We start from the raw sequence: 15,505 nt of genomic DNA on the forward strand, positions 1-15,505 counted from the left end.
GTGAACGACGAGCGCACGGCAGCCACCCCGGACCCGGCCGGCGAACTCGCGAAGGCGGAGGACGCCGACGTCACCGTCGAGGTGGACCGGGTCGCGGTCGGCGGCACGTACGTCCGCGTGAGTTCGATCGGGGAGCCGGGGGAGCGGGCGTTCCTGCTCGTCGCCGGCCTCGGCATCGCGGCCACCTACTACGAGCGGCTCGCCCCACACCTCAACGAGAACGGCCCGGTGCACGCCCTCGACCTGCCCGGCTTCGCGGGCGTCCCCCGGTTCCGCGGGAAGGTCTCGATCGAGCGCTACGCCGATGCCGTCGAGCAGGTCATCGACGACCTCGGCCTGGTCGACCCGGTCCTGGTCGGCCACTCGATGGGCACCCAGGTCGTGACCGAGGTCGCGGCGCGTCACCCGGAGATCTCGGACCTCGTGCTCATCAGCCCGGTCGTCGACTCGCACGCGCGCACGGTCCGCCAGTCCGCGTTCCGGTTCCTGCGGTCGACCCTGCACGAGCCCTCGGCGGTCCGCTGGCACGGCATCACGGCGTACGCGCTGTGCGGCTGGCACTGGTTCTCGAAGGTGCTGCCCCGGATGATCGCCTTCCCGATCGAGGAGCGCGCGGCCCACGTGCAGGCGCGCACCCTCATCGTCCGCGGCGAGCACGACGCGATGGTCCCGCGGGACTGGATCCGTCGGCTCGCGCGGGTGTTCCCCTACGCGGTGCTGCGCGAGGTCGTCGACGGCGCCCACTCCGTGATGCACGCCCAGGCCGACGCGGTCGCACGGCTGGCGGTCGCGCACGTCGACCACCGGCTGCCGGACCGCGGGGTGGGTTCGCTGCAGCGGGTGCGCGATGACTCGACGGCGTCCGACCTGTCGCGCCTGAGCCCGAGTGAGGCGTGGATGCTCGTGAAGTCGCGCTTCGTCGAACTGGTCGGCATGGCGAAGAACGACGACGAGACCCTCGAGGCGGCGAAGTCCGCCCACGCGGTCGCGATGGCCGACGGCGACGACCTGCCGGTCGATCCCGCCGACCGCAAAGCGGTCGTCGACGCGGTCGTACCCGAGGCCGACCCGAACCGCTGACACCGGGCACTGCACGCGACGCACAGGAGGCCCGGTGCCGGTTCTCGGAACCGGCACCGGGCCTCCTGTCGGTCGCGTCCAGGGCGACCAGCGCGCTGGTCAGGCCGTGATGCGGCCCGTCAGCATGTCGGGCGTCAGCGCGTGCGCCTCGGCGAGGACCTTGCGGGCGTCGTCGGTCTTGTCCCACACGTTCCAGAGCAGCACGCCGCGCACCAGGTCGTCGTCGTCCAGGTAGTAGACGACACCGGTGACGGTCGGATCCTGCCAGTCCTCGACGGTGCGGAGCTTCGTGGAGACCTGCCCCACCGCTTCGTACCCCATGTCGAAGACGTCGGAGTAGAACATCGGCGTGTGGTCGTAGGTCTCGTCGGCGTCGGCGAGGTTCCGGCCGGCCTGCCGACCCTGCTGCTGCGCGTTGTCGACGTGCTCGACCCGACGGGTCCCGAGGATCCGGTCCGGGTACTCGGCGACGTCGCCGGCCGCGAAGACCGAGTCGTCGTCGGTGAGCAGCGTCGACGAGACCACGATGCCGTCGCGCACGGTCAGACCGGCGTCGGCGGCGAGCTGGGTGGCGGGCTCGATGCCGAGTCCGGCGACCACGGCGTCTGCTTCGAGCACGGAGCCGTCGTCGAGCGTGAGCGTGACCCCGTCGGCCGTCTGCGTGCCGGACTCGACCCGGCGTCCGAGTCGGAGGTCCACGCCGGCGTCGACGAAGCGCTGCTGGAACGCGCGCGCGAGGTCGTCCGGGAACATCCGGCCGCCCACGACCTCGTCGGGGTCGACCAGGGTGACGCGGGCGCCGTTCTGCACGACCCCCGCGGTGATCTCCTGGCCGATGTAGCCGCCGCCGACGACGACCACGTGCGCCCCGGCGTCGGCGAGCTCGCGGAGCTTCCGGTAGTCGTCGGCGCTGCGGTAGTCGAGCACGCGGTCCGAGGGCTCCAGGCCCGGCAACCCGCGGGGCTTGCCGCCGGTGGCGATGAGCAGCCGCTCGTAGCCGTGGGTCTGGCCGTCGGCCGTGCTGACGGTCTTCGCGGCACGGTCGATCCCCGTCACCGCGGTGCCGAGGACGAAGGACGCCCCCGTCTCCTCGGTGTGCAGGTCGACCTTCTCGTCCCAGCTGAAGTCCGGGTCGGTCCACAGCTTCTTCGACAGGGCCGGGCGGGCGTAGGGCCGGTCGACGTCCTCGCTGAGGATGCCGATCGTGCCGTCGGCGTCGAGCTCGCGGACACCGCGGGCGGCGGCGTCGGCGACCATCCCGCCGCCGATGATGAGGTATCGGTAGTCGGTCACGGTGCCTCCCGGCATCAGATCGTGGCGACCGAGCCGGAATCGACCCGGTAGTTGGAGCCGTTGACGAAGCTCGCCAGGTCGGAGCAGAGGAACGCGATGACGTTCGCGACCTCTTCCGGCTCACCGCGGCGCTTCAGCTCCATGTAGGGACGTTCCTCGTCGAGGAAGCTCGTGATGGCGTCGTCGAAGCTCTGGTTCGTCTCCTTGGCGCGCTTGTTCATCATCGCGTCCGTCATGGGCGTGTGGATGAACGCGGGGCTGACGGTGTTCACGAGCACGCCCTCCTGCGCGTAGGTGCGCGACAGGCCCTTCGCGAACGACAGGACCCCGGCCTTCGCGGCGCAGTAGGGCAGTTCGTCGTCGTAGGGCTGCGAGGCGTCCTCGGACACGAGGTACACGATCCGGCCCCAACCGCCCTGCCGCAGGTCGCCGATGAACTCGCGCGTGATGCGGACAGGACCCATCAGGTCGACGTCGATGGTGTCGGCCCAGCCCTGCTCGTCGATCTCGTGGAACAGTCCCTGCGCGCCGGTGACGCCCGAGGACTGCACCAAGATGTCGATCGCGCCGACGGCGTCCCGCACCTTGCCGTGCAGGTCCGCCAGGCTCGCGGCACTCGTGACGTCCGCCGCGAAGGCGTGCAGCTTGCCGAGTGGGGCCTCGAGCTGGTCGGCGCTGTTGTCGAGCTGCGCCTGGTCGAGGTCGCTCACGACCACGGTCGCACCCTCCGCCAGGAGGATGCGAGCCGTGTTCCAGCCGATGCCGGAGTCGGCACCGAAGACGAGAGCGGTCTTGCCCTGGATGCCGAGGTCCACGGGACCCCTAGGCGTGCGCCGAAGCGTCGGCGACTGCGGGCGTCGTGGCGGAGGCCAGCGGCGTGCTCGGTGCGCGGTTCTCGGCCGAGACCATCCACGCGAGCTGCTCGAGGCGCTCGATGAAGCCGTGGAGCAGGTCCGCGGTCGTCGGGTCCTCTTCGTCGACCTCGTCGTGCACGTCGCGCATGGTGCCGGTCGCCTGGTAGAGGCGGAGCGTCACCTGGTCGATGGCATCGTGGGTCGTGATCTCGCCGTCGGGGAACTGGTCGAGGTGGCTCGACGCCGCGACCGTGCTCGAGCGTCCGTCCGGCACGGCGTACAGGGCGCGCATGCGCTCTGCCGTGTCGTCGGCGAACTCGCGTGCGGCATCGACGATCTCGTCGAGCTGCAGGTGCAGGTCGCGGAAGTTCGTGCCGAGGATGTTCCAGTGGGCCTGCTTGCCCTGGAGGTGCAGGTCGATGAGGTCCACGAGGACCGCCTGGAGGTTCTTGGCCATCTTGTCCGAAGCGTGCATGGTGGTGGCTCCTTTCGCGTCGGTGACCCTTCCGGTCTACGCGGTGCGGCCGTGACCACTCTCAGTGCGCACGGAACCGCCCTGTCCCCCGGGGTGTCCGGCGGGGCGGAGCTCAGTGCGCGGGGGCCGGGTCGACCTGGTCGACGGCGCCGCGCATCTGCTCGAGGAACGACGCGACGATGCGTGCCTCGGAAGCGGGCAGTCCCTCGGCGATCGACATCATCCGGCGGTGCATGATGCCGAGGGTCGCGCGGACCTCGTCATCGGTCTCGGTCGTCGGGGTGATCACGAGCGCTCGACGGTCGGTGGGGTGCGGGTCGCGGCGCACGTGGTTCGACTTCACCAGGCGGTCGATCAGGATCGTGGTCGACGCCGACGAGATCTTCAGGTAGGCGGCGAGGTCCTTCGGGCTGACGCTGCGGCCCGAGCGCTGCGACTGCAGCAGGAAGCGCACGGCGAGCAGGTCGGTCTCGCCCATGCCCATCGAGTCGCGGGTGCGGCGGCGCATCGCGGTCTCGGCGGCCCGGTAGCGACGCAGGGCGTTGAGCACGGCGACCCCGCGCTGGGTCGCGTCGTCGTCGGGGAACCAGTACCCGGACGCCTCGGTGATCTCCTGCGTTGCCATTGCCACAGGCTAGTCCGTCTCGTATGGAGGCCGTCTAGCGACTTCCTGTGGGTGTGCCTGCTCCGTTCCCGCATGCAGGACGGGAGGCCCGTGGCGGGGTCGCCACGGGCCTCCCGTCCGTCCTGTGGTGCGGTCGACCGCACCCGGTCGCTCTACGCGGCGGCCTGCTCGGTCGAGGCGTCGGCGAGTGCGTTCAGCGCGCCCTGGACGAGCGAGGTGACCTCGGCGTCCTCGCGCGGGTGGGTCTCCGCGAAGCGGACGACCGACTGCGGGATCGCGACCTTGACGTCCTCGAGGACCTTCGCACCGGCGATGCCGGCGACCTTGCGGGCGTCGTCGTGGGCCCACACGCCGCCGTACTGCCCGAACGCGGAACCGATGGCGGCGAGCGGCTTGCCGGACAGCGGCGAGGCGCCGAACGGACGCGATGCCCAGTCGAGGGCGTTCTTCAGCACGGCCGGGATCGTGCCGTTGTACTCGGGGGTGACGAGCAGGACGGCGTCCGCGGCGGCGATCGCGTCGCGGAAGGCGACGGCGGCGGCCGGCGGGGTGTCGCCGTCGATGTCCTCGTTGTAGAACGGCAGGTCGACGATGCCGTCGAACGTGGTGACCTCGATGCCCTCCGGCGCGTGGTGCGCCGCGGCCTCGGCGAGCTTGCGGTTGATGGAGTCGGCGCGGAGGCTGCCGACGAGTGCGAGGACGTTCGTCATGGTGATCCTTCTGGTTCGAGACGTTGTTCTGGGACGGAAAGGTGTCTGCGACAACCAATCCGAGCGTACGGCGTGCTATTCCCAGACCGCTGGGTACGGTGGCGACGTGAGCACGCTTCGGACGCCGGCCAGCACGCCCCGCACGACGAACCCGGACTGGTGGCGCGATGCCGTCGTCTACCAGGTCTACCCACGCAGCTTCGCGGACTCGAACGCCGACGGCCTGGGCGACGTCGCGGGCATCACCAGCCGCGTGCCCTACCTGGCGGCGCTCGGCGTCGACGCCCTCTGGCTCTCGCCGTTCTTCCCGTCGCCCCTCGCCGACGGCGGGTACGACGTGGCCGACTACCGGGCGGTCGATCCGCGACTCGGCTCGCTCGAGGACCTGGACGCCCTGCTCCGGGCCGCGCACGAGCACGACCTGCGGGTGATCGTCGACATCGTGCCGAACCACACCTCGGACGAGCACGAGTGGTTCCGGGCGGCACTCGCGTCCGCGCCGGGCTCGCCGGAACGGGCGCGGTACGTGTTCCGCGACGGAAGCGGTCCCGCCGGGGAGCTGCCGCCGAGCGACTGGGTGTCGAACTTCGGCGGGAGCGCCTGGACGAGGGTCCCCGACGGCCAGTGGTACCTGCACCTCTTCGCGCCCGAGCAGCCCGACCTGGACTGGTCGAACCCGTCCGTCCGTGCGGATTTCGAGGACACGCTGCGCTTCTGGTCGGACCGCGGGGTCGACGGCTTCCGGGTCGACGTCGCACACGGCCTGGCGAAGGACCTGTCGACGCCGTACCGGGCATCGAACGAGCACGCGCTGCCGCTCGACGGCTCCGACCCGCTGTACGACCGCGACGAGGTGCACGAGGTCTTCGCGTCCTGGCGCACCGTGCTCGACGAGTACGACCCGCCCCGGGCCGCGGTCGCCGAGGCCTGGGCGCCCGCACCGCGACGCGTCCTGTACGCCCGTCCCACCGAACTCGGGCAGGCGTTCAACTTCGACCTGCTCGAGGCGCCGTTCGAGGCCGCTGCGTTCCGGAGCATCATCGAGCGGAACCTGGCGGCGTCCGAGCAGTCCGGGGCCTCGAGCACCTGGGTGCTGTCGAACCACGACGTCGTGCGGCACGCCAGCCGCTACGGCCTGCCGGACGGCACCGACACCGATGCGTGGCTGCTGACGGACGGCACCACGCCCGAGCTCGACCGGGAGCGCGGCCTGCGCCGAGCCCGCGCCGCGACCCTGCTGATGCTCGCGCTGCCCGGGTCGTCGTACGTCTACCAGGGCGAGGAACTCGGCCTGCACGAAGCCGCCGCGATCCCGCGTGACCAGTTGCAGGACCCGAAGTGGCTCCGCTCCGGACACACCGTCAAGGGCCGGGACGGGTGCCGCGTGCCGATCCCGTGGACGACCTCCGGGCCGTCGTTCGGCTTCGGGGACGTCGCGCCCCTGCTGCCGCAACCGGCTGACTTCGGGTCGTCGTCGGTGCAGGCGGAGGACGGGGATCCCGCGTCCACCCTGACGCTGTACCGGGCAGCGCTGGACGCGCGTCGCCGGTTGCAGCAGGGCGAGGAGCTCACCTGGCTCGAGTCCGACGCGGGCGCGTCCGGCGCGTCCGGCGCGGACGTGGTCGCGTTCGCGCGACACGACGGGTGGCGGTCGGTCACGAACCTCGGCACGACGCCGGTGCCGCTGCCGCCGGGGGACGTCGTGGTCGCGTCCGGGCCGCTCGGTGATGCGGCCGGCGTGCTGCCGGGCGAGACGACGGTCTGGCTGGCCTGAGCGGACCAGCTCCGCCCGTTCTTCCTCCACAGCCAGGAGGCCCGTGGCCGCGTTCCACAGATCGGTTCCGGCCCGCCGTCTGGTGACGCCGGGATCGCGACGATCGGGGCATGACAGAACCCACTGCTCCACCATCCGTCCCACGTCCGCTCCGGTCGCGGCTTGCCCGTCGCCTCGCCGCGACGTGCACCGCGCTGACCGCGCTCGCCGTGCTCGCGGCACCGACGATCCTGCCCTCGGGGTCGAGTGCGGCGACGCTCGACTTCCCCTACGTCAACCAGTTCTCCAGCGCGTCCGGCGGTGCCCTGCACGGTGACGCGGCGGTCTCCGGCGGGCGACTCCGGCTGACCGAGGACGTCCGCAACCAGGCCGGCGCCTGGTCGACGAACGACACGTTCCCCTCGGACACGGGGCTCGAGATCGAGTTCACGTACGCGATGCACACCGCGAAGGACGACCCCGGGGCCGACGGCCTGCTGCTCTACCTCGCCGACGGCGCGGCGGCACAGGGCGTGGGGTCGTTCGGTGCCGGACTCGGGTACGCCTGCCGCAAGGAAGCCACCGAGGGCGGCGGGCGGCTGTGCGACCTGCCGGGGGTGCCCGGTGGCTTCGCGGGGATCGCGATCGACCACTACGGCAACTTCTCGTCGCGCATCAACGCCTCCGGGCCGGGAGCCCAGCCGGACCACGTCGTCGTCCGCGGCTCCGGCAACGGGATCGAGGGCTACCGGTACGTCGCCGGGGCTCCCGCCCCCGGCGGTACGGTGACGAACGGGGCGACGCCGCGGAAGGTCCGCATCACGCTGCTGCCGGGCGACGCCGGCGAGCTCTCGATGACCGTCCGGCTGCAGGTCGGCTCGACGATGCGCACCGTGCTCGACGCGGTCCCGCTGCACGGGGACGACCAGACGCCGCTGCCGAGCACCCTCCGCCTCGGGTTCGCCGGCGCCACCGGCAGCCACGTGAACAACCACGAGGTCGACGCCCTCAGGGTGTGGAAACCCGCCGACCTGTCCGTCGAGCACGACCTGCCCGCCACCGCCGTCGCCGGGGAACCCGTCCGGTACACCGTCACGGCGCGCAACCCCGGACCGAACGCCGCCGACCCCAGCCCGCTGCAGGTGGACGTCCCCGACGGTGTCCAGGACGCCACGTGGACGTGCGAGGCGGTGACGGGTTCCGGCTGCGCCACCCCGTCCGGGCAGGGCGACGTGGCGACCGACCTCGACCTGCCCCGCGGTGGTTCGGCGGTGGTGACGGTCGAAGGGCGGATCGCCGACGGGGTCGAGGGGGCGCTCGAGAGCGTCGCCACCATCGCGCCACCCACGTCGCTGTCCGACACGAACGAGTCCGACAACACCTCGCGGGCGAGCACGACCGTCGCCGTGCCGCCGGTCGTCGCACACGTCGAGACGGACAAGACGGTGTCGCCGTCCACCGTCGAGCCCGGCGACGAGGTGGAGTACACCGTGACCGCACGGAACCGCGGACCGTCGGTCGCCCAGCAGGTCGGCGCGGTGGACGACCTGCCCGAGGCGATGCGGTTCGTCGGGTCCGACGACGGCTGCACGGCCGAGGGGCAGCGGGTGACCTGCCGGTCCGACGTGGCGCTCACCGTGGGGGAGGCCCACGACTTCCGGCTCCGTGCCGTCCTCGACCCGGAGTACCAGGGGGACGGCTCCGACGTGGTGAACGTGGCCACGGCGACCTCCCCGACGGACCCGGACGGCGGCGACCCGTCGACCGAGGTCGCGATCGTCGTGGAGCAGGACGACGAGGGTCCCGCGTCGAGCCCGTCCCCGGCACCCGTACCCGACGACGACGAGGCATCGGTGCCGGATGCGCCCCGCCGCGACGACGGCGACGGCGACCGGGATCCCCGTGGCCCGGTCGCCGACGCGGGACCGCAGGCCGCACGGGGCGCCCTCGCCTACACCGGCGTCGACGACCTCGGGCTGCTCGCCGCGCTCGCCGCGGTGGGCGTCGCGGCCGGTTCGACGTGCTGGTGGCTCGCTCGTCGGCGTGGACGGCGGTCGGTGGTGACGGACGAGCAGCGGCGGTCCTGATCCGGTGCCGGGGTGGCGTCGCTCGGGCGACGCCACCCCGGCCGGGCATTCGAGCATCCTCAGTGCTGCGGAACCCCCGGCGGTCGGTCGGCTGCCACCGCGGCGGTAGGATCGATCTCACGATCCGCATGCCTGAAAGAGGTCCCGTGTCCGACACCGTGGACGACGCCACCACCGTGAACGAGGCGACCCAACGCGCGCGGTACTGGCCGATCCCGATCCTCCGGGCGGTCCCCGCCGCGGTCGTCGCGCTCGTCATCACCTTCTCGACGAACCACGCCGCCGGCTACGGCCTGCTGCTGTTCGCCGGCTTCGCCCTGGTCGAGGGAATCGTGCTCCTGTGGGCCGGCGTCGCGCGGCTCCCGCTCGACGGTCGGTCCCGCCGCACCACGCTGCTGCAGGCGGTCATCACCCTGCTCGCCGCCGTCGCCGGGTTCGCCGGCAACGGCCTCGGGCTGCCGGCGTTCATCTCGGTGATCGTCGCCTTCGCGGTGCTCACCGGGGCCCTCGAGCTGGCCCAGGGGCTGCGGGCTCGTCGTCGTTCCCCCTTCGCGCGGGACTGGACCACGATCGGCGCACTCACCCTGCTGCTCGCGATCGCGTTCCTCATCACCCCGCCGGACTACTCGCAGCAGCTCGGTGGGGTGGAACAGGTCACCGGCACGCTGGACGCCTCGATCGTCCTGGTCGGCCTGCTCGGCGCCTACCTCGCCATCACGGCGGTCTTCCACGTGATCGCCGGCCTCTCGCACAAGTGGGGCACGGCCACGCCGGCCGTCGCCCCGGACGGAGCACCACACGCATGACCACCCCCAGCCGTCGTGACCGTCTGCGCCCGGTCGAGCTCCTCGGGATCTCCGCGATCATCGCGGTGTTCACCGGGCTCGTCGTGCTGTTCTCGACGCGGGAACTGCAGCTGGCCGTGATCTTCCTCGGCGTCGCGTTCATCGTGGTGGTCGTCGTGCTCGCGATGCTCCAGCTCGCGTCGACGAGCGACCAGGACGACAACGACATGCTCGGCGGGCACAAGACGCCCGGCGACGGCGAGGGCGACGACTTCCACTGATCCACTGCGGGCGCCGTCGCGCGCATCGCTGTGCGGACACGCCCGGGATCACGTTTCCGCCACGGTCCTGTCAGGATCGTGGGTCCTGCCGACACCTCTGGGTGAAGGAGGTGGGATGTGGACGTGACGACCGGCACCGACACGGACGAAGGACTCGTTCGTGCGATCGCGCAGGGGGACACCGGTGCGCTCGCACGGGTGTTCGACCGCTACGCCGCCACGCTCACCCGGTACGCCTGGGCCCTCGTCGACGACCGGTCCGACGTCGAGGAGATCGTGCAGGACACGTTCCTCACGCTCTGGCAGCGGGCGGTGACGCTCGAGCTCCCGGCGGACACCGTGCTGCCGTGGCTGCTCGTCGTCTGCCGGAACCACGCCTTCAACACCGGCCGGAAGCAGGCGCGTCGGCGCGCTGACGAACTGCCCGAACACCTGGCCGCTCCCACCGACCAGGACGAGGCCCGTGACCTCCTGCGCTGGGTCCGCGACGAGATCGCCGCACTCCCCGCCACCGACCGCCGCATCTGCGAGCTCTGCCTGCTCGAGGGGTACTCGTACGCCGAGGCCGCCGAGATGCTCGGACTCAGTGTCGGAGCGGTCACGCAGCGGGTCTCCCGCAGCCGACGCCGACTCAAGAAGGTGGTGACGCACGATGAACACTGAACCTCCCGAGGGAGACGACCTGCAGCGCATGCTCGTCTCGATGAAGCAGAACGTCCTCGAGCGCGCCACCCCGCGGGCCGCGCGGCGTCGTGGCAGATCCGGCATCGTCATCGGTGTCGTGGCGCTCCTGGCCGTGGGCACCGCGACCGGAGCCGTCGCCCTGACGCTCTCCCAGCAGGACACCCCGGTCGCCGCGCCCACCCAGACGCAGGTGCCCGAGCCCTCGCCGACGGCCACCACCCCGAGTTCCGCGCCGATCACCGGCACGCCCCGCCCCACGGCCACCGCCACCCCGACAGCGCCGAGCACGACCGCCGCGATCCCGACGGAGTGCCGTGCGTTGGTGCCCGCGTCCGACTACGACCGCCTCTTCGGCGACACGCCGGTCATGCGGGTGGAACCCCCCGAGGAGGGGCTCCCGCCGGAGTACACGGCGGCGCCGGGAGTCCAGCCGGACGTCGATCCGGACACGGCGCCGACGAAGCTGTACTGCCTCTGGAAGGACCCACGGACCGACATCAGCGGCTTGGCGATCACCGTCGGTACCGGAACGCCGGAGCAGATCGCGGCGAGCGAGCGTGGACTGTTCGACGGCTGGAACCCGACGTGCGAGGTGGTCGACGGCATCAGGACCTGCAGTCAGACGAAGCAGGATCCGATGTACGGCACGGACTGGGCGAGGACGATGTACACCCGCGGCGACACGTGGGTGCAGATCGACCAGTCGAACTTCCCGACCAACGGGCTGCTGCCCGCTGTCGTCGGGGAGATCTGGGGGGACTGACGGCCGGGAGGCCCGTGGCGGACCCGCCACGGGCCTCCCGTCCGCCGGTGGGGCGACCACCGCAGATCGTGAGCAGAAACGGTCACCTCACGCGCCGCGACCCGACCATTCCTGCTCACGAAGCGTCACACGACGCGCGCCGCGACGAGGTCGCGCGCGAGCGTCCGGACGGCACGGTTCGGCTCCGGACTCGTGCGGATCGCCAGGCCGATGCGGAGCGGCTCGACCGCGTCCTCGAGCTCGAGGACCGCGCCGTCGTGCCGCACCCCGGAGTCGGGCACGACGCCGACGCCGAGCCCCGCCGAGGCGAACCGGATCACCGCGGGCATGTCGTTCATCTCGGCGACGATCCGCCGCCGGATCCCGAGCCGCTCGAGTGCGCCGTCCAGGATGATCCGGTTGCCGAACCCGTGCGCCGTGTCGACGAAGGGTTCGTCCGCGAGCTCGGCGAGCGACACCGAGACGCGCCCCGCCAACGGGTGGTCCGACGCCGTGAAGACCCGGAACGGCATCTCGCGCAACGGTTCGACCACCACACCCGCCGGCACCGTCGGCAGCCCCGTGTACGCGAGGTCGAGCCGCCCGGCGACGAGGTCCTGCACGAGCCCGGTCGTGCCGGACGGCGAGGTCATGAGCTCCACGGTGACGAGCGGGTGCCGCCGCCGGAACCGCTGCAGCACGCCGGTCAGGTCGACGATGTCCATGCTCGTGAAGATGCCGAGCCGCACCCGCCCGCGCAGATCGGCGTCGTCCACGGTCGCCAGGTCACGCATCCGGTCGAGCGACTCGAGCACGGCGCGGGCGTGTGGGAGCAGGTCCTCGCCGGCGGTCGTGAGCACGAGGTGTCGTCCGGTGCGGTCGAACAGCCGCACGCCGAAGGTCCGCTCGAGCGAGGCGATCCCCGCAGACACCGTGGACTGCGCCGCCCAGAGCCGTTCGGCCGCGCGGGTCACGCTGCCCTCGGCGGCGACGGTGACGAACTGTTCGAGCAGGCGGGTCTCCATCTCCCCATCATCGATCCGATCGATTGCTGACATCAAGAGCATCCGTTGGACTCGATGGTCGAGCCACGCGATCATCGGAGCATGTCAACCGTGACCGACACCCCGACGGGCGCTCTCCCCGCCACCGCCAGCGCTCCCGCGAGCGAGCGTGTCCCGGCCCCGCGTGGCCGTCGCGCGCACACCCGTCGGCGCCACGGCTTCGGCTTCTGGGCCGTCGCCTTCGCGTTCCTGTCGGTGATGGCTTTCGCGACCGTCCCCGCACCGCTGTACGTCATCTACCAGGCACGCGACGGCTTCCCGACGTTCACCACCACGATCATCTTCGCCGCGTACGGCGTCGGGGTCGTCGGGTCCCTCTACCTGGCAGGACACCTCAGCGACGTGCACGGGCGGAAGCCGCTCATCCTGGTGTCGATCGCGCTCGAACTCGTCGCCGCCGTGTTGTTCCTGGTCTGGAACGACGTCACCGGCCTGATCGTCGCGCGTCTCGTGACCGGTCTCGGCGTCGGCACGCTCACCGCCACGGCGACCGCCCACCTCGGTGAGCTGCGGGTCCGTGCGACCGGATCGTCCGACTCGGCGAAGGGCGCGAGCGTCGCCGCCGGTGCCGTGAACCTCGGCGGGCTGTCGCTCGGCGCCCTCGTCGGGGGTGCGCTCGCCGAGTTCGTCGGAGCGCCGCTCATGGTGCCGTACGTCGTGTTCGTCGTCGCGCTGACCGTGGCCTTCGTGCTCGTCCTCGTCGTGCCGGAGACCGTCGCCCGCACCGAGACCCGCGTGCCCTACCGCCCGCAGCGCATGCAGGCGCCGGAGGGCAAGGCCGCCGCGTTCTGGGCGGCCGGTGCCGCGGCGTTCGCGGCCCTCGCGGTCCAGGGGCTCTTCACCTCGGTCGCCCCGACGTTCCTCGGCACCACCTTCCACGTCACCGACCGACTGGCGGCCGGTGCGACGACCTTCGGGGTGTTCGCCGCGAGTGCCGTCTCGCAGATCGTGTTCGCCCGACTGACGCAGCGCACGCAGATCCGACTCGGCATGGTGCTCCTGGTCGGCGGCCTGGCGGTGCTCGCCGTCGCCGCGGTCCTGCTGCAGGTCGCCGGCTTCATCGGCGGTGGCGTCGTGGCGGGCGCCGGGGTCGGGCTGCTCTTCCGGGCCAGCATCGCGAGCGCCGGAGCCCTGGTCGGTCCCGAGCGTCGGGGCGGGGTGCTCGCGGCCACGTTCCTCATCGCGTACGCCGGGCTGACGGTGCCGGTCGTGGCCGTCGGGGCGGCGCTCCTGGTGATCCCGACCCTGCCCGTCCTGATCGGGTACGTGGTGCTCGTCGCCGTCCTGGCCGTCATCGCCGGCACCCGACTGGCCACGCGCGCCTGACGCGGGGCGGGCCTCCCGTCCGCCCCTCGCATCGCGGAACCAGGTTCCGTCGTCAGGGTCGCACTCCCGGCATACTGGGCGCGTGCCCCAGAACCGCAACCGTCCCGTGATCACGGGGATCGCGGCCGTGGTGGCCGCCGGTCTCCTCGCCGGCGGGCTGTTCCTGACGGCGCGGCAGGGCGCAGACGACCCGACCATCGGCACCGGATCGAGCTCCGGAACGCCGACCGACGCTGCGACCGCCTCCGGCGACGGCACCGTCACGATCACCCGCACCGGGCCGGACCTGCCCGGCGACACCACCCTGGCGCGGTGCGACTCCACGACCCAGGCGGCCGTCGCCCAGTACGACACCGCGGCGCTGGGCCGGGTCACGCTGCAGTGCGGCACCTCGGCGCAGGGGTACGAGCACATCCGGCAGCGGCACACCGCCGACTGGCAGGAGGTCGTGGCCGGCCACGGCTCCCGCGACTGGGACGACGCGATGCTCACGGCGGTGCAGACGGCGCTGGTGTCACCGCGAGCAGGGTTCCCGGTCGACGCCGGCGACGGCAAGGTCTGCTACGCGGCACCGGTGCGGTTCGACGACGGGTCGCGCCCGGATGCGGACCCGTTCGTGAAGGTCATCGTCTCCGCCACCACCGACCGCGTCATCACGGCGTACCCGACACGCACCGACGACTGCTGACGCGGGCGCGGGCGAACGCCGACCCCGAACGACACTCTCGATGTCGTACGACGTCGACGAAGTCGTTCCGCGTCGACGATCACAACGCCCGAACCGCACCGCCTACGCGTGCACCTCGTGCTCGTGCCGCCGGTGCGACGCAGGCTCCAGCTGGAAGGTCGAGTGCTCCACGGGCACGTCGAAGTGCTCCGCCACGCACTGCTGCAGCTCGTCGAGGATCCGCGGAGCGTGCGCCGTCGAGAAGCACTCGTCGTCCACCACCACGTGCGCGGTCAGGTTCGGGACCCCCGTCGCCACCAGGGTTGCATGCAGGTCGTGCACGGCGATGACGTGCTCGAGCTCGAGGATGTGGCCCCGCACGTCGTCGAGGTCGAGCCCCGGCGGCGTGGACTCGAGCAGCACGTTCGCGGTCTCGCGCAGCAGTCGGATCGCCCGCGGCAGGATGAGCAGGCCGATGAGGATCGCGGCGACCGAGTCGGCACGCTCCCAGCCGGTCAGCATGAGCACGACCGCGGCGGCGATGACGGCGACCGAACCGAGGGTGTCGTTGAGGACCTCGAGCCGGGCGGCGCGCGAGGTGAAGCCCTCGCCCGAGGCCCGCAGCAGCACCCCGTAGGCCACCAGGTTGCCGACGAGTCCGATGATGCCGAAGACGAGGAGCGGCCCGGAGTGGATCTCGGCGGGCACGAACAGCCGTTGGATCGCGGAGATGATCACGAAGACGCCGACCGCGAGCAGGATCGCCGCCTGGGCCGTGGCACCGAGCACCTCGGCACGTTGGAAGCCCCACGTGCGCTGCGTCGTCGGACTGCGGCGGGCGAGCCGCGTCGCGACGAGTCCGATGCCGAGCCCGCCGGTGTCGACGACCATGTGCCCGGCGTCGACCAGCAGCGCGAGGGAGCCCGTGACGACGGCACCGACGACCTCGGCCAGCAGGATCGTCGCCGAGATGCAGAACGCGATGAGCAGTGCGCGCTCGGACGCGTGCCCGTGCGAGTGCCCTGCTCCGTGGTCGTGACCCATGTGCGACATCGTAGGGATCCGCACCGACGACATGC

General features: G+C 72.0%; 16 protein-coding genes. 9 read left to right on the top strand and 7 right to left on the bottom strand.

Features of this window, described 5'->3' with window-relative positions; translation table 11 throughout:
* On the top strand, positions 1-1,080 hold the full coding sequence (locus DEJ14_RS01830; RefSeq protein ID WP_181437667.1) for an alpha/beta fold hydrolase: 1,080 nt from the start codon (positions 1-3) through the stop codon (positions 1,078-1,080).
* A gap of 99 nt (positions 1,081-1,179) precedes the next feature.
* Here the strand turns inward: DEJ14_RS01830 and DEJ14_RS01835 are convergent, their stop codons facing one another.
* From DEJ14_RS01835 to DEJ14_RS01855, 5 genes are all read right to left on the bottom strand, one after another.
* On the bottom strand, positions 1,180-2,373 hold the full coding sequence (locus DEJ14_RS01835; protein WP_111086930.1) for an NAD(P)/FAD-dependent oxidoreductase: 1,194 nt from the start codon (positions 2,371-2,373) through the stop codon (positions 1,180-1,182).
* 14 nt (positions 2,374-2,387) lie between these two features.
* The gene (locus tag DEJ14_RS01840; protein WP_111086919.1) at positions 2,388-3,188 is read right to left on the bottom strand and encodes an SDR family NAD(P)-dependent oxidoreductase; all 801 of its coding nucleotides are present in this window, start codon (positions 3,186-3,188) and stop codon (positions 2,388-2,390) included.
* A 7-nt stretch (positions 3,189-3,195) separates the two neighbouring features.
* Entirely contained in the window at positions 3,196-3,702 is a 507-nt protein-coding gene (locus DEJ14_RS01845) for a Dps family protein (RefSeq protein ID WP_111086918.1), read from the bottom strand.
* A 112-nt stretch (positions 3,703-3,814) separates the two neighbouring features.
* On the bottom strand, positions 3,815-4,327 hold the full coding sequence (locus DEJ14_RS01850; RefSeq protein ID WP_111086917.1) for a MarR family winged helix-turn-helix transcriptional regulator: 513 nt from the start codon (positions 4,325-4,327) through the stop codon (positions 3,815-3,817).
* 152 nt (positions 4,328-4,479) lie between these two features.
* Complete coding sequence (locus DEJ14_RS01855) at positions 4,480-5,037, bottom strand: NADPH-dependent FMN reductase (RefSeq protein ID WP_111086916.1); 558 nt, start codon at positions 5,035-5,037, stop codon at positions 4,480-4,482.
* Positions 5,038-5,143: 106 nt separating this feature from the next.
* Here DEJ14_RS01855 and DEJ14_RS01860 point away from each other — a divergent pair, with 106 nt between their 5' ends.
* From DEJ14_RS01860 to DEJ14_RS01885, 6 genes are all read left to right on the top strand, one after another.
* Complete coding sequence (locus DEJ14_RS01860) at positions 5,144-6,811, top strand: glycoside hydrolase family 13 protein (protein WP_111086915.1); 1,668 nt, start codon at positions 5,144-5,146, stop codon at positions 6,809-6,811.
* Between the two features lie 110 nt (positions 6,812-6,921).
* The gene (locus DEJ14_RS01865; protein WP_111086914.1) at positions 6,922-8,877 is read left to right on the top strand and encodes a lectin-like domain-containing protein; all 1,956 of its coding nucleotides are present in this window, start codon (positions 6,922-6,924) and stop codon (positions 8,875-8,877) included.
* Positions 8,878-9,023: 146 nt separating this feature from the next.
* Entirely contained in the window at positions 9,024-9,683 is a 660-nt protein-coding gene (locus tag DEJ14_RS01870) for a DUF308 domain-containing protein (RefSeq protein WP_111086913.1), read from the top strand.
* Positions 9,680-9,943 (top strand): hypothetical protein, encoded by a 264-nt coding sequence (locus DEJ14_RS01875; RefSeq protein WP_111086912.1) that lies wholly within the window; start codon positions 9,680-9,682, stop codon positions 9,941-9,943. Before DEJ14_RS01870 ends, DEJ14_RS01875 begins: the two co-directional genes overlap by 4 nt.
* 123 nt (positions 9,944-10,066) lie before the next feature.
* Positions 10,067-10,606 (top strand): RNA polymerase sigma factor, encoded by a 540-nt coding sequence (locus DEJ14_RS01880; RefSeq protein WP_111086929.1) that lies wholly within the window; start codon positions 10,067-10,069, stop codon positions 10,604-10,606.
* On the top strand, positions 10,596-11,390 hold the full coding sequence (locus DEJ14_RS01885; RefSeq protein ID WP_146249854.1) for a hypothetical protein: 795 nt from the start codon (positions 10,596-10,598) through the stop codon (positions 11,388-11,390). The genes DEJ14_RS01880 and DEJ14_RS01885 overlap by 11 nt, the downstream gene beginning before the upstream one ends.
* Positions 11,391-11,515: 125 nt before the next feature.
* On the opposite strand, the gene DEJ14_RS01890 is transcribed toward DEJ14_RS01885, so the two are convergent.
* A complete protein-coding gene (locus tag DEJ14_RS01890; RefSeq protein ID WP_181437666.1) occupies positions 11,516-12,394 on the bottom strand; it encodes a LysR family transcriptional regulator in 879 nt (292 codons plus the stop codon).
* A gap of 81 nt (positions 12,395-12,475) precedes the next feature.
* On the opposite strand from DEJ14_RS01890, the gene DEJ14_RS01895 reads away from it, so the two are divergent.
* Entirely contained in the window at positions 12,476-13,759 is a 1,284-nt protein-coding gene (locus DEJ14_RS01895; RefSeq protein WP_111086909.1) for an MFS transporter, read from the top strand.
* Positions 13,760-13,841: 82 nt separating this feature from the next.
* A complete protein-coding gene (locus DEJ14_RS01900) occupies positions 13,842-14,447 on the top strand; it encodes a hypothetical protein (RefSeq protein ID WP_111086908.1) in 606 nt (201 codons plus the stop codon).
* Positions 14,448-14,549: 102 nt separating this feature from the next.
* Here DEJ14_RS01900 and DEJ14_RS01905 read toward each other — a convergent pair whose 3' ends face one another.
* A complete protein-coding gene (locus DEJ14_RS01905) occupies positions 14,550-15,470 on the bottom strand; it encodes a cation diffusion facilitator family transporter (RefSeq protein ID WP_111086907.1) in 921 nt (306 codons plus the stop codon).
* Between the last annotated feature and the right edge of the window lie 35 nt (positions 15,471-15,505).

It is taken from the genome of Curtobacterium sp. MCJR17_020 (genome assembly GCF_003234365.2).
Classification (GTDB): Bacteria; Actinomycetota; Actinomycetes; order Actinomycetales; family Microbacteriaceae; genus Curtobacterium.